General features: G+C 37.7%; 16 protein-coding genes. 10 read left to right on the top strand and 6 right to left on the bottom strand.

Annotation, left to right across the window (positions count from 1 at the left end):
• Window positions 1–454: 454 nt before the first annotated feature.
• From leuS to V6256_RS07835, 5 genes are all read left to right on the top strand, one after another.
• Window positions 455–3,043, top strand: a complete 2,589-nt coding sequence (leuS, locus tag V6256_RS07855) for a leucine--tRNA ligase (RefSeq protein WP_341597542.1) — start codon at window positions 455–457, stop codon at window positions 3,041–3,043.
• A 142-nt stretch (window positions 3,044–3,185) separates the two neighbouring features.
• Window positions 3,186–3,713, top strand: a complete 528-nt coding sequence (locus V6256_RS07850) for an LPS-assembly lipoprotein LptE (protein ID WP_341597540.1) — start codon at window positions 3,186–3,188, stop codon at window positions 3,711–3,713.
• 6 nt (window positions 3,714–3,719) lie between these two features.
• A complete protein-coding gene (holA, locus tag V6256_RS07845; RefSeq protein ID WP_341597538.1) occupies window positions 3,720–4,718 on the top strand; it encodes a DNA polymerase III subunit delta in 999 nt (332 codons plus the stop codon).
• 8 nt (window positions 4,719–4,726) lie between these two features.
• Entirely contained in the window at window positions 4,727–5,398 is a 672-nt protein-coding gene (gene nadD, locus V6256_RS07840; protein WP_341597536.1) for a nicotinate-nucleotide adenylyltransferase, read from the top strand.
• A 46-nt stretch (window positions 5,399–5,444) separates the two neighbouring features.
• Complete coding sequence (locus V6256_RS07835; RefSeq protein ID WP_341597534.1) at window positions 5,445–5,756, top strand: hypothetical protein; 312 nt, start codon at window positions 5,445–5,447, stop codon at window positions 5,754–5,756.
• A 77-nt stretch (window positions 5,757–5,833) separates the two neighbouring features.
• Here V6256_RS07835 and V6256_RS07830 read toward each other — a convergent pair whose 3' ends face one another.
• The 4 genes from V6256_RS07830 to V6256_RS07815 form a co-directional block, all read right to left on the bottom strand.
• Window positions 5,834–6,253 carry a GNAT family N-acetyltransferase gene (locus V6256_RS07830; RefSeq protein WP_341597533.1) on the bottom strand — a complete coding sequence of 140 codons (420 nt, stop codon included), beginning with the start codon at window positions 6,251–6,253 and terminating at the stop codon, window positions 5,834–5,836.
• A complete protein-coding gene (locus tag V6256_RS07825; RefSeq protein WP_341597532.1) occupies window positions 6,254–6,565 on the bottom strand; it encodes a putative signal transducing protein in 312 nt (103 codons plus the stop codon). It lies immediately after the preceding gene.
• Window positions 6,566–6,624: 59 nt separating this feature from the next.
• Window positions 6,625–7,101, bottom strand: coding sequence for an acyl-CoA thioesterase (locus V6256_RS07820; protein ID WP_341597531.1), 477 nt, complete (start codon window positions 7,099–7,101; stop codon window positions 6,625–6,627).
• A gap of 140 nt (window positions 7,102–7,241) precedes the next feature.
• On the bottom strand, window positions 7,242–7,640 hold the full coding sequence (locus V6256_RS07815) for a MerR family transcriptional regulator (protein ID WP_341597530.1): 399 nt from the start codon (window positions 7,638–7,640) through the stop codon (window positions 7,242–7,244).
• A 105-nt stretch (window positions 7,641–7,745) separates the two neighbouring features.
• On the opposite strand from V6256_RS07815, the gene V6256_RS07810 reads away from it, so the two are divergent.
• From V6256_RS07810 to V6256_RS07790, 5 genes are all read left to right on the top strand, one after another.
• Window positions 7,746–8,399 (top strand): cation efflux transmembrane domain-containing protein, encoded by a 654-nt coding sequence (locus tag V6256_RS07810; RefSeq protein ID WP_341597529.1) that lies wholly within the window; start codon window positions 7,746–7,748, stop codon window positions 8,397–8,399.
• Window positions 8,400–8,856: 457 nt separating this feature from the next.
• Window positions 8,857–9,492: a glutathione S-transferase gene (locus V6256_RS07805; protein ID WP_341597528.1), complete on the top strand. Its 636-nt coding sequence runs from the start codon at window positions 8,857–8,859 to the stop codon at window positions 9,490–9,492.
• Window positions 9,493–9,504: 12 nt separating this feature from the next.
• Complete coding sequence (locus V6256_RS07800; RefSeq protein ID WP_341597526.1) at window positions 9,505–10,032, top strand: cytochrome b; 528 nt, start codon at window positions 9,505–9,507, stop codon at window positions 10,030–10,032.
• 27 nt (window positions 10,033–10,059) lie between these two features.
• Window positions 10,060–10,629 (top strand): YceI family protein, encoded by a 570-nt coding sequence (locus V6256_RS07795; protein WP_341597525.1) that lies wholly within the window; start codon window positions 10,060–10,062, stop codon window positions 10,627–10,629.
• A gap of 155 nt (window positions 10,630–10,784) precedes the next feature.
• On the top strand, window positions 10,785–12,209 hold the full coding sequence (locus tag V6256_RS07790) for an anti-phage deoxyguanosine triphosphatase (RefSeq protein ID WP_341597524.1): 1,425 nt from the start codon (window positions 10,785–10,787) through the stop codon (window positions 12,207–12,209).
• 140 nt (window positions 12,210–12,349) lie between these two features.
• Here V6256_RS07790 and V6256_RS07785 read toward each other — a convergent pair whose 3' ends face one another.
• Together V6256_RS07785 and V6256_RS07780 are read right to left on the bottom strand one after the other, a co-directional pair.
• Window positions 12,350–13,789 (bottom strand): FAD-dependent oxidoreductase, encoded by a 1,440-nt coding sequence (locus V6256_RS07785; protein WP_341597523.1) that lies wholly within the window; start codon window positions 13,787–13,789, stop codon window positions 12,350–12,352.
• Window positions 13,790–13,871: 82 nt separating this feature from the next.
• Window positions 13,872–14,546: a phosphoglycolate phosphatase gene (locus tag V6256_RS07780; RefSeq protein ID WP_341597521.1), complete on the bottom strand. Its 675-nt coding sequence runs from the start codon at window positions 14,544–14,546 to the stop codon at window positions 13,872–13,874.
• Window position 14,547: the final 1 nt, after the last annotated feature.

Here is a 14,547-nt window from a genome sequence, read left to right as displayed (position 1 = left end):
GCTGGTTTTCAAGACCAGTGCATTCAGCCGCTCTGCCACCCCTCCGCAGAACGAGATGAATAATACAGAGTTTAGTGCTTGCTTGTAAAGGAACTTTTTGCAAAAAAAAACTGATTGTCGAATATTCAAACAAACCGTTCAAATAAACAACGCCAAAGCCATTTTAAACCGGAAACTAGGTGAGAAAATCTAATTGTGCATGATTTCCACTCGAATACTTATTCATTAGAAAAGAACTAATACTACCCCTAAAAAAATCAGATAATCTGTTGATTAGGTCGGTTATAACAGGGTTATTTTCTATACTGCCCTACTTTTCTCATTGTTCCTTGCTAATAAATGACCGTATTTTTTAAAAATTTAAGCTTCATTACTCATAAATATTGTTGCAACGTGCTAGCTACTGTATCCTACAGCCCTTATTATTCCATTTTTAATTGCAGGCAGACTGAATATGCAAGAGTTATACAATCCTAAAGAGATTGAAGCTAAATTCCAAAAATATTGGGAAGACAATCAATCATTTAAAGCGACAGAAGACCCATCAAAAGAGAAATACTACTGCCTCTCTATGTTCCCTTACCCAAGTGGCAAATTACACATGGGGCACGTGCGTAACTACACTATCGGCGATGTAGTTTCTCGCTTCCAACGTATGCAAGGCAAAAACGTAATGCAGCCAATGGGCTGGGATGCGTTTGGTTTACCAGCTGAAAATGCAGCAATTAAAAACAATACAGCACCTGCTGGCTGGACTTACGAAAATATCGCCTACATGAAAACCCAACTTAAACAGCTAGGTTTTGGTTATGACTGGAGCCGTGAATTAGCGACTTGTCAACCTGAATACTACCGTTGGGAACAGTGGTTCTTCACTAAACTATTAGAAAAAGATTTAGTATACAAAAAAATGGCAACCGTAAACTGGGATCCAGTTGACCAAACGGTATTAGCCAATGAGCAAGTAATTGACGGACGAGGATGGCGCTCAGGTGCTGTTGTTGAGCAAAAAGAGATCCCACAGTGGTTCATTAAAATCTCAGCTTACGCACAAGAATTATTAGATGATTTAGACCAACTAGAAGAGTGGCCTGAGCAAGTACGTACCATGCAGAAGAACTGGATAGGTCGTTCTGAAGGTATCGAGATGGACTTTAAAGTGGCAAACAGTGATGAGACTTTCTCTGTTTACACAACACGTCCTGATACAGTAATGGGTGTGACATATGTTGCTGTCGCAGCACAACACCCGTTAGCACTTGAAGCAGCAAAATCAAACCCTACATTAGCAACCTTCTGCGAAAGCTGTAAAAACGTTAAATTAGCAGAAGCTGATTTAGCAACTATGCCTAAAGAAGGTGTAGATACAGGCTTAAAAGCAATCCACCCTATTACTGGTAAAGAAGTACCAATTTGGACGGCTAACTTTGTATTAATGGGTTACGGCTCTGGTGCGGTTATGTCAGTTCCTGCACATGACCAACGTGATTTTGAGTTTGCTAAGCAATACGGTTTAGATATTAAAGCGGTGATCAAACCTGCAGATGCAGAGGTTGATGTTAGCGCTGAAGCATACACTGAAAAAGGTGTTTGTTTTAACTCTGGTGATTTCGCAGAACTAGAAGGTTTAACCTTTGAAGCAGCATTTGATGCCGTTGAAGCTAAATTAGTCAGTGAAAATAAAGGTAAGCGTCAAGTTAACTTCCGTCTGCGTGACTGGGGTGTTTCTCGCCAACGTTACTGGGGTGCACCAATTCCAACATTAACATTGGAAGATGGTACCGTAGTACCTGTACCAGAAGATCAATTACCTGTTGTATTACCTGAAGATGTGAAAATGAATGGTATTACTTCACCAATCAAAGCAGATTTAGAGTGGGCAAAAACAACTTACCAAGGTCAACCTGCAACACACGAAACAGATACTTTTGATACCTTTATGGAATCAAGCTGGTACTACGCACGTTACTGTTCACCACAAAGTGATGACCAGATGCTTGACCCAGAAAAAGCAAACTACTGGTTACCAGTAGATCAATACATTGGTGGTATTGAACATGCGATTTTACACCTTCTATACTCGCGCTTCTTCCATAAACTATTACGTGACTTTGGATTAGTAAATAGCGATGAGCCATACAAGAAGCTATTAACGCAAGGTATGGTATTAGCAGACGCTTATTACTATGAAGATGAGAAAGGCGGTAAAGTTTGGGTTGCACCAACAGATGCAATCACAGAAACAGACGCGAAAGGTAAAGTCATTTCTGCAAAAACAGCTGATGGTCAAGAATTGGTTTATGACGGCATGAGCAAGATGTCTAAATCAAAAAATAACGGTATTGACCCACAGTTAATGATTGATAAGTACGGCGCGGATAGCGTACGTTTATTCATGATGTTTGCTGCGCCTTCAGACCAAACACTTGAATGGTCTGACTCTGCATTAGAAGGTTCTTTACGTTTCCTTAAACGCTTATGGAAATTAGCATTTGACCATGTTCAAGCTGGTGATGTGGCAGAGTTAGATGTGAAAGCATTTAATGACAACCAAAAAACATTGCGTAGAGAAGTACATAAAACCATTGCTAAAGTAAGTGATGATGTTGGTCGTCGTCAAACATTCAATACTGCTATTGCTGCGGTAATGGAACTGATGAACAAACTAACAAAAGCACCAACAGCTGATGCGCAAGATCGTGCAATTTTACAAGAAGCACTGATTGCTATCACTAAGTTGCTATCACCAATCACTCCACATATTTGTGCTGAATTACACACATTATTAGGCTCTGAAGGTGATATTCTATGTGCACCTTGGCCAACAGTAGATGAATCAGCATTAGTTGAAGATTCGAAACTAATTGTGGTACAAGTAAATGGTAAGTTACGTGCAAAAATAACAGTGCCAGCAGATGCTTCACAGGAACAAGTTGAAGCTCAAGCGAACGCTGAAGAAAACGTAAATAAATTTACGGAAGGTAAAACAGTACGTAAAATCATTTACGTACCAGGTAAACTACTTAACATCGTTGCTAATTAAGCGTTAACGACTAACAAGTAGCAAACCTTAATAGAAATAAAAACCTCTTACCTTGAATGGTAAGGGGTTTCTTATTAATAATAATGATGACAATAAACTTTGTTCTTATATCCAAAAGTTAAACATTAAAAAGGCTTTTACTATGCATTCACTCTCTTCTCAAGCTTTTTACCGTAAAGCCACTTTGATCATGGCTTTTGTTTCTACCTTAGTATTAACTGGTTGTGGATTTCATTTAAAAGAAAACAATGGTTTAGTTGAAAAATTTCCAGAGGTTTACTTACAAACACCTGACCCTAAAAGTGATTTAACACGCTTAATGAAGTTACGCTTACGTGGTGCGAATATAAAAATATTAACGCAGCCCTCCCCTGATGTAGCCGTCATCCATTTAATTTCTGAAAGTCAGACAGAACGTACAATCTCACTCTATGCTAACGCACAAAATGCGGAAAAAGAGATAGGTTATACAATGAAGTACTCACTAAAAATGCCTAATTACACGGCAAAGAATTTCAGTGTCAATTTATACCGTGATTTCTTATATAACTCGAATCAAGCATTAGCTAAATCGCGAGAAGCAGAGCTGCTATTAAAAGAGTTACGAGTGATTGCAGCAGATCACGTGATAACTAATATGCTCAGTATAAAAAACGAAGCAACTGAGTAAAGGTTAATGCGCATATACCCAGATCAACTTGCTAATCAAATTAAGCAATCTTTGCCTAGTTGCTGTCTAATTTTCGGTGATGATGCGTTATTGAGTATTGAGGCTTTAGATCAAATTCACGCGCAAGCAAAGCAGCATGGCTTTTTAGAACGTTTTAGCTATAGTCTCGATGGAAATTTCGATAAAGATCAGATTTTTAGCCAGTTTAATACCCTCTCGCTTTTTTCTGAAAAGCAGATCATAGAGTTAACGCTGACTAAAACCACCAAAGAAAACACTGATTTTATTCGTGAAATCACACCATTACTTAATCCTGATATATTGCTGATATTAAAAGGCCCTAAGCTAAATCAACAACAATTAAAAAGTGTTTGGTGCAGCCAGTTGGAAAAACAAGGGTTGCTGATTTCCACCAATGCGTTACTTCCAAATCGTTTCCCTCAATGGATATTTCAGCGCTTAAAGTCTGTTGGCTTAAGTGCAGATAATGAAGTTATCAATTTTTTAGTCTTGCATTTTGAGGGTAATTTATTAGCCGCAAAACAGGAAATTGAAAAACTATCGATCCTGTTTCCCAAACAGTCTTTACATTTAACACAAGTAGAGCAAAGCATCACCACTCATAATCACTTTAATGTGTTTCAATGGATTGATAGCTTATTAGCAGGCGATAAAGCACGTAATGCACGCATTATGAAGCAATTGCAAGCAGAAGGCACTGAACTGCTTTTATTAAGTGCAACCTTAGCCAATGAAATTAGCAAGTTACTCTCTTATTCATATCAACTAAAAGAGATGCCCATTGCAGCATTATTAGCACAACAAAAGCCTAAATTATGGGATGCTAAACGAGAGTTGCTAACAAAAGCGTTGACCCGTTTAAAGGCTCCTCAATTAGAAGACATGCTAATTCAATGTGCTCAATTAGAAGTCTCTGTGAAAGTTGAAAATAAAACCGACACTTGGTTGCAACTTAATGCCATTTGTTTTCAGTTTTTGAAATAGAGGAATGAATGAATAAAGTAAACGGTGCTGCGATAGGCTTTTTAGGAGGGACTTTTGATCCGATTCATTTTGGTCACCTTCGTCCTGCAATAGAAATTCAACAAGCACTTAATCTTAAGTCGCTTTTTTTAATGCCGAATTACATCGCACCACATAAAGCGAAAAGCTTAGCCAGCACCCAACAACGTATTGATATGGTGAAACTTGCGATTCAAGATACCCCCTCTTTGCAAATTGATACACAAGAACTACTTCGTAATTCACCTAGTTATACTATAGAGACTCTAAAATTATTAAGGCAGCAACACCCCACTACTCCGATTTGCTTTATTATGGGAATGGACTCTCTCATCAATTTTGATACTTGGTATCAATATCAAGAGATCTTAAATTATTGTCATATTGTCGTTAGCCACCGACCAGGCTGGAAACCACAGTTTAATGAGGTAGTGACGACGTTATTATCTGCTCACCAGACAACTGATAGTAAACAACTTCACCTTACGCTCTGTGGTAAAATTTACTTTCAAAAAACCACTCAGTTAGCTATATCATCGTCTCAAATAAGAGAGCTCGCGGCACAACACAATAGCATTCAGTTTTTAACGCCTGCCGTGGTTTGTGAATACATTCAAACACAGCAATGTTATGCTCCTGATAATAAAACAGCGACTGAATAAACATTATTTGGTAACGCTACAGCGATAACCGTTTAAAGGACCTAATATGACTCAACCAGAGATCACAAAAGCACAACTTATTGAGACATTAACATTATGGGATCAAAAAAAGATAGATAACGCACAACTGCAGGACTGGATGGTGACACACTTTGATCCACCAGAAACCTTAATTGGTGAAGCTGAGCCTGAACTTGTACAGGAAGCGATGCATATTATTATGAATGAATATGAGTTAGCTAAATTAGATAAATTCAAGCAAGAAGGTTATCAATATGCAATGCAATTACTGCAATGCACTGAAGAAAATTTTGAACAGTTAAGACATCAATTTATTCATCGAGGCTTTGCAGACTAATAATGCAGTTTAGATAGGCAGACGTTCTGCCTTACTTTTTGGTGATAATAAAACACACAATGAAGTAATTGCGCTTATTATAAGTGCTTATGCATTTTATAATAGGCTACTTTATTTTTATAGAAAATGTCACCTTCTGCTTCAAAGCCAAACCTTTGATAAAAACCAAGTGCTGAGGCTCTTGCATCAAACCACAAGTAATCTATCCCTTGTCGCTTTAAGATTGTTATCAGGTGTTCGATCATAACAGAGCCAACGCCTTTACCTTGCAATAAAGGAAGCGTTGCAAATTTTCTCAACCTCGCAGACTTTGCATCTTGATCAATATAAATTGATGCCACACATATTAATGTGCTTTTATTTAACACACCAAAATGCAAAGCATCAATATCTCCTGGCACCTGACAAAACTCAAGAGGCTCATTTGGCCATAACACCTGATGACGAATAGGTAATGTTTGTTGCCAATCAAGGGCAACTAACTGCAAATCCATCATTCAATCATCAGAAGGATCATGCTGACAAGACCAGCAGACTTCAAAAGCGGCATCATTCTTTTCATTACAATGCTCACAAACCCACTCTGCATTTAATTTTGTAGATTGTGATAAGGCAACAATTGATTTTGCTTTTTCAAAATCGGCATCTTCATAAACCCATACTTCAGGCCAACAATCAAATGTTGAAACTTCTCCCATCGCACCTTTAGCAAATTCATTCTTGAGAAAAGTAGCAATCCCTTCAGCTTCAATAATATTTTTAATATTACTCACTAGAAACTGATTTTCATGGGTATAAACAAGTTTCATAACATTTCCGCCACACTATGGGTTAATAACAGTAACTGCAATGACCTAAAAGCAATAAGTTAATCAGCAAACACTTCCATCTCTTCGCCAATTTTCTTTCTCATTTCCATCAACTTCTTAGCTGTCTCATTCTGTCTAATGTCTTCTTCTGATTCAGGCACCCACTGCGGTACTTGTTCAGAATGACCATTCTGATCAACTGCAACCATAATAACAATACAGTTTGTTGTTAGACGTCTATTAAGCGACTTTGGATCACATGCATTAACTTCTAAAGCAATATGCATTGAAGATTTACCTGTATAGATAACCTTTGCATCCACTTCTACTAAACTGCCTACATGGATAGGTGCAATAAAACGAATACCACCAGCATAAGCAGTTACACAGTAGCGTCCACTCCAACCAGCAGCACAAGCATAAGCCGCTAAATCAATCCATTTCATCACGGCACCGCCATGCACTTTCCCACCAAAATTCACATCTTGTGTTTCTGCTAAAAATCTTAGGGTTATATCTCGTTGTGGTTTTTTCATTGTTTTTCTCTAAATTTGACAAGTAATGTAAATTTATATCCTTAACAGGAAGTTAGCAAATAATTAATGAGTAATTCACAAAACAACTTACTCTAAAGTGCTAAGGTGATAAAATTTTAGTTTTTAAGGTGTATTACTCATTATATTTGTTGATTAAGGCTTTTTAATACTAAGCAATCTTCTGATTCAGAGGTTTTACAATTATGCACCATAGTCAGTAACTCCTCTTCTAAGGACTGAAGCTGCTCTATTTTTTGTCGTACCTCTTTTAAATGGTGTTCGACAATGTCATCTGCTTGATGTTTTTTATGCTTTTGACAATGCCTTAGGTGCAATAACTCCCTTACCTCCTCTAGGCTAAACCCCAAAGAGCGGCAATGACATATAAATTGCAAAGACTGATATTGATGGTCTGTGTATTGTCGTTGGTTTCCAGCACTGCGTTGTGCTTTATCCAACAAACCAATCTCTTCATAATAACGAATGGTTGGCACTTTACAATTTGTCTTTTTACTAAGTTGTCCAATTGAATATATCATCGTAATCAACCTCATTTATTTTAAAAGAAAGCTTGAACCTCTAGTTACTAGAGGTTGTATAGTCAGTTTATTACTGAAAATATATAAATCAAGAAGGAGTAGTATATGGCTGGTTGTTGTGATCATAAAGTGGACTTCACAGGTATCGATCCCATTTACAAACGCATTTTAATTGCTGTTATTTTAATTAATGTCATCATGTTTGTTGTTGAGATGTTTGCTGGCGTTAAATCAAATTCACAAGCTCTTCAAGCTGATGCATTAGACTTTTTGGGGGATACGCTCACTTACGGTATTAGTTTATGGGTTATTGGGAAAGCCTTATCTTTAAGAAGTAACATCGCGTTGATAAAAGGAGTAAGTCTATTCTTAATGGCAATATACGTATTAGGGTCAACCCTTTACAAATTGTTTTTTAGTCAGACGCCGGACCCAACTATCATGGGTAGCATCGCTATTTTAGCGTTTATCGCTAATGTAATCAGTGTCCTATTGTTAATGAAATATAAAGATGGAGACGCTAATGTGCGTTCAGTTTGGTTGTGTAGTCGTAATGATGCCATTGGCAATTTAGTGGTATTACTGGCTGCTTCCGGCGTATGGGCTACAAAAAGTCCATTACCGGACCTTATTGTTGCAGGTTTTTTAGCCGCCTTATTTTTAAGTTCTGCGAAACAAATTATCGAGCAGGCACTTAAAGAGAAAAAACAGTCAGTCAATACGGCCAACAAACACAAACATCACTGTAGTACAGATTAATCTACAAGCACGAGCAGTAAAAATAGTATTGAGAGCAAGCTGCTTCGCAACCACTTAAAAAAGCTCCGTAACACTGACTAATACTCATTATAGTAAATAAGTGCTGTAGATGTTGCGCAGAAGAAGTGGCTTAGCTTAAGGCGTAATTTGAGCCTTTCGTCGATTAACTTCGTTAATAGTCTGTCGGAGAATTAACGATAAGGTGCTAATTCTTTAATAGCTATTCTATTTGCAAAAATCACAATGAAGAAATAAGTTATTTTAACAAATAAAATCGATCTGTTAATTAGTGTGATTGGTATAAATGACACTTATAACGCTCACGTTTATAAGGTGTATTTCCCTAGTACATCGATCTAATGATAGATTGCTAATTAATATAGTGCAGCGTCATAGACTAGGTTAATATATTTACCTAGTTAGCTGATAACAATCAAAAATAAAGCGAGAAATTACTATGCAACCAACGTTATATTCGTTTAGACGCTGTCCATATGCGATGCGAGCAAGACTAGCGATTGCGGTAAGCGAACAAAATGTTTTATTAAAAGAAATAGTACTTAAACATAAACCCGAAGAGCTATTAGCGATATCCCCTAATAAGACTATCCCTGTTTTAGCATGCGATGATCAAGTTATAGATGAAAGTCTAGAAATTATGGTATGGGCTTTATCCAAAAACGATCCTAAACAATGGTTACAAGCACCATTAATGGAAATGTTATCACTGATTGATTTAAATGACTTTGAATTCAAAGGTTGGCTGGATAAATATAAATACGCAGATCGACATCCCGAATATCAACAGTCTTATTATAGAGAAGAAGCTGAAGAGTTTTTAATGCAATTAGAAACACGCTTACAACAAAATAGATATCTTTTTTCAGAACACATTAGTTTAGCTGATATGGCTATATTCCCTTTCATTAGACAATTTTCAATGGTCGAGCCTGCTTGGTTTGAACAAAGTAACTATCCCATGGTCAAACAGTGGTTATCTGAATTAATCAATAGCGATCTATTTATCAGTTGTATGAAAAAATACCCAATTTGGTTAGAATCAGGCGAGGCTTTTTTGTTTCCAAATAAATAAAAGGAACTTTTTATGGGTAATAAACCGTCAAGTTATAATACATTGAGCAAAATACTGCACTGGGGTTCAGCTATCACAGTGTTTGGTTTATTTGCTGCTGGTTACTGGATGGTTGATTTATCTTATTATAGCGAATGGTATAACACAGCTCCCCATTGGCATAAATCAATGGGTATTCTCCTGTGTTGCGTGACTATTATTCGTCTATTGTGGAAAGTCCTTTCACCCGCGCCTGCTATATTAGGCTCACCGCTTGAGAGAAAAGCGGCGATTTCTGCACACCACCTTCTATACCTTTTATTATTTACTTTATTTACAACGGGTTACCTAATCTCGACTGCAGATGGTCGCGGTATTGATGTATTTGATTGGTTCGAAGTCTCTGGAATGGGATCTTTTTTTGAAGACCAAGAAGACCTTGCAGGATTAGTTCATCGATATACAGCTTATACAGTAATGGGGCTAGTGAGTATCCATGCCATTGCTGCTTTAAAACATCACTTTATCAATAAAGATAATACACTTAAAAAAATGCTTTAAACTCAATTTACTGAATAAGGAACTTACATGAAAAAGATCATCATCGCATCCGCACTAAGTGCTGCTATCACATTGCCGATGTCAGCAATCGCTGCTGACTATAAGGTAGATACTAAAGGAGCACATGCTTCAGTTAATTTCAAAGTTAGCCATCTAGGTTATAGCTATATCGAGGGACGATTTAACACGTTTGAAGGACAGTTTAGCTACGATGCAGATGCAATAGAAGCATCTAAAGTAAATATCAGCGTCGATACAACAAGCTTAGATTCGAATCATGCAGAACGAGATAAACACCTGCGTGGTGATGACTTTATCGATGCTAGCCAATTTTCAACAGCGACTTTTGTGAGTACTAAAGTAGATAAAAAAGCAGATGGAGGTTTAGCTATAACCGGTGATATGACACTTCATGGCGTGACTAAATCGATTGTTGTAGATGCTAACTTCATTGGCGAAGGCAAAGACCCTTGGGGTGGATACCGAGCTGGTTTTGAGGGCAAAACACGTTTACAGGTGGCTGATTTTGGTATTAAAGAAATCGGCGCTTCCACTTATGTGGACTTAACGATTCAACTTGAAGGTATTCGTCAATAACCTCTTATCAACTTGGGCTTATATTTATTTAAGCCCAACTTTCGCTTGTTATCTTCTATTTATTATTTTCAATTCAATCATATAGGTACTTAACAGTAGGCTTTAAATAAAAAACACGTTACACTTTTTTCTACTTAGTCATAAGGTGAAAAATTATGAAATTAGAGAAAGAAAGCAATTTAAATACAAATAAAAAGTCTCAATCTCATTTAAATACACTCCCGTCTGACCTTTCTATCAAAGATATCTGGTTAGCACGTTTATCAGATGAGCCTAATCAAAATAGACGGCTTGACCAAAGAAGTGTTTTCCAACGAGACAAAGCACGCGTTCTGCATTCTGCCGCTTTTAGACGACTCCAATCTAAAACACAAATTCATAATAATGGATTAAGTGACTTTTACCGTACCCGATTAACGCACTCCTTAGAAGTAGCGCAAATAGGCTCTGGTATTATTGCCAATCTGAAGAAAATACAACCTGAATTCAAACCACTATTGCCTAGCTACAATTTAATTGAAACCATTTGTTTAAGTCATGATATTGGACACCCACCTTTTGGACATGGCGGAGAAACAGCACTTAATTATATGATGGCAGACCATGGTGGTTTTGAAGGTAATGGGCAAACCTTTAGAATACTAACCCAGCTTGAACAATACACTGAGCACAATGGAATGAACCTAACACGACGTAGCTTATTGGGTGTTTTAAAGTACCCACTTTGCTTAAGTGAGCTTAGCGCCCCCTATCCAGAAAATGACACCGGTAACTTCCGTCAATTAAAAGCTTCTGAGTGGGTTCCTGCAAAAGGCATTTATGACATTGATAAAGGCCTATTAGAAGACGTTCTTTCCCCTTTATGTGAAAGTGATCGACTACTGTTTGCCAGCACCAGAACACCTGAGAACACTTGTAAACAACATTTAAAGTCTAAATATAAATCTTTCGATTGTTCGATCATGGAGATTGCAGATGATATTGCCTATGGCGTGCATGATTTAGAAGATGCAATTGCCATGGGGATTATTCATAAAACGCTATGGCAGGAAAAAGTCATTCCGCAGTTACTTGAGATTAAGGACTTTTGTTTAAGAGATAAAATACAATCATTAACTGACAACTTATTTTCAACGCAGCACTTTAAGCGCAAAGATGCCATTGGCTCATTGGTTAATGCACTGATCACCTCTATCAATATCCAATTAGTGGATAAGAAGTTTAAAGAGCCTTTATTAGCCTACAATGCTTACTTAGATACCGCAATGTTCAATGTGCTAGAGATATTGAAAAAATTTGTATTAGAATATGTTATTCACAGCCCAGATTTGCAAATACTAGAGTATAGAGGACAGCAAATTGTGATGGAGTTATTTGAAGCTTTTGAATCTGGTCCAACACGATTCCTTCCTGAAAAAGCGAGAGCATTGTGGGCATCATATGATGGTGATGTATCTCGACAACAACGTGTTATAGCAGACTATATTTCTAGCCTCACTGATAATCACGCATTACGCTTACATGCGAGTTTATTCAGTAGTAATCAAACCGCACCGATGATTGGTGAGCACGCTTTTTAAATAAGCACCAAAAAATTTGTAAAAAAATGGAGCATTAATGCTCCATTTTTATTGTTTGTATTTATGACTACAAGGATCAGTTACTTTAAAACGATTTAGGTATGAAGTAACTGTCTTTGTTTTATTTATCGTTCAGGCCTTTAACTTTCGCTATCAACACCTTTCATATTTCGATACGCTAATGCGATGGGATACCCTCGCTGCTCAGTGTAAAGCTCAGAACGCTCAGTAATCACTTGGTCATCAAGAGAGTGGGTAATAGGAAATAACCTAGCACCTAGTTTATCTGAACTTACAAAACCTAACTCGCATAGTTTTTCAGTGATCGCATCTGCACTTGAAAGTACTGAAGAGGCCTTTACTATTTCACAACGAGCATAATTATTCGCTTCAAAAGAAACACCTGCTGCACGTAAATTAGCGTCTTCACCAGGTATTTGTTGTGCCCCAAATAAAGGTTTTCCAGCAACTGTCGCATCTTTAAAAGCAGGGATATATTGAGAAATATGCTCGATAGCAAGTTGACCTCGTGTCTCGATCTCTTGTGCTAACCACCCTGTATCTATTTTACGTAAAAACTTAGCATCTAATTGCGGTTGAGAACTATTGTTAGTATTTTCTACTAAGCCGTCTTTAAACAGCGTAATATCTTTGGTCATACCGTGCAATTGTACTAAGTTACCAGGGTACGGTGTAAATTGAGCCATTCCCTGAGGTGTGCCTCGTGTGCCATGAATAATAACTTCTGGCCAAAAGCCACCAGTCCCCTGCCAATGAGTGACATAAGCAGCCTTAAACTCTACTAAACGGTCACGATGAAAACCTGCTAAATCATCTATCTCACCCGTTTTGAACCCGGCAGCGTTAATCACATAATCAAATTCATGCTCATCTTCTACATCACCTTCAGTGTAACCTAACTGCCACTTATCTGACTGCTGCGTTAGTTTGGTTACCTTACTGTTAAGGTGAATTTGGCAGTTGGCATTTTTTTCTAATGATAATGCAGCTGTTGCACCTAAACGAAACACATTCCAACCAAACTCTTGCACCAGTACCACTGGAAACTTCAACAAAGATAAATCAGTATGTTTGGCAAAAGGAATGAGCCATTGATCAGCCGTTTTTGGCACCGCTTGCTCATCTAAAGTAGCAAGGTGCTGCAACTCTTCTAATTCAACTAAACGATAATATTCACTGACTTCACCCAGCACTTTATTGTTACTGTCTTTATCAATTAACTTTTGATATTCATTTTGCAGCAAGGTCAAACGTGGTAACAGATCCAAGGGTTGCCCTGCATCATGTTTTGGTACTGCAATGACAGTCGGTCGGTAATCAATTGAGTCAGGGTACAGACGTAACGCCTCTATCGACTCCTCTAACAGCGTAATACATTGCTCGTCAGGTATTTCTCGGTATAAATTACCACCTGCATGCAAGTGGCAAATTGGCGGCCCATTAACGAGGCTGGTGCTCTTCTCAAATAAATCTATTTTTAATCCAATTTCACTCAGGTACAGAGCAATCGATGCCCCTGCAATGCCACCGCCTATTACTGCAATTTTTTTATCAGACATATCGCTTCTAGTCACTATTAAACCGTTCATATTTGCGTAAAAAAGAGGGAAACTAATCAGTTAAACCTAATTAATTAGTGTCCTAAAGTGTTGCAATGATATTTGCAAAATCATCAAAGCTTACGTCAGGCCTATGCTCGTTAATATCTTCACCATAGTTATAACCATAGGTTAAACCGATGCTCTGCATGTTCGCTGCATTTGCAGCTAAAATATCGTTTTTAGAATCACCGACCATCACACACTGCTCTACTGTAACGCCTAACTTTTCACAAGCATAGTGCAAAGGCAATGGGTCGGGTTTACGTTTCTCTAGGCTGTCTCCACCCACTAATAGCGAAAATAAGCCATTCAATGATAAACCGTCTAGAATTGGCTGAATAAAGTCATAAGGTTTATTAGTTACAATCGCAAGTTGATAACCTTTATCCTTCAATGCGTGAAGAGATGGCACAACATTAGGATAAGTAACTGTATCAACACAAAGATTTTTCGCGTAGAAATCTAAGAAAATAGCTAACGACTTTTCTAATAACGCAGGGTCTAAATCAGGATCAATCTCTGTTTGTCCAGATAAACCACGTTGAACTAAAACACTTGCGCCATTACCTACCCAAGAACGAATAATAGTCGGTGATATCTCTTCTCGGCCGATACTGGTTAACATATGATTAATAGCAAGTGCTAAATCTGGTGCACTATCGATTAACGTGCCATCTAAATCAAATAAGATTGCTTTTTTATCTATGAATCTCAAG

It is taken from the genome of Psychromonas aquatilis, from assembly GCF_038155185.1.
Classification (GTDB): Bacteria; Pseudomonadota; Gammaproteobacteria; order Enterobacterales; family Psychromonadaceae; genus Psychromonas; species Psychromonas aquatilis.
This window is presented reverse-complemented; position numbering and strand designations above follow the sequence as displayed.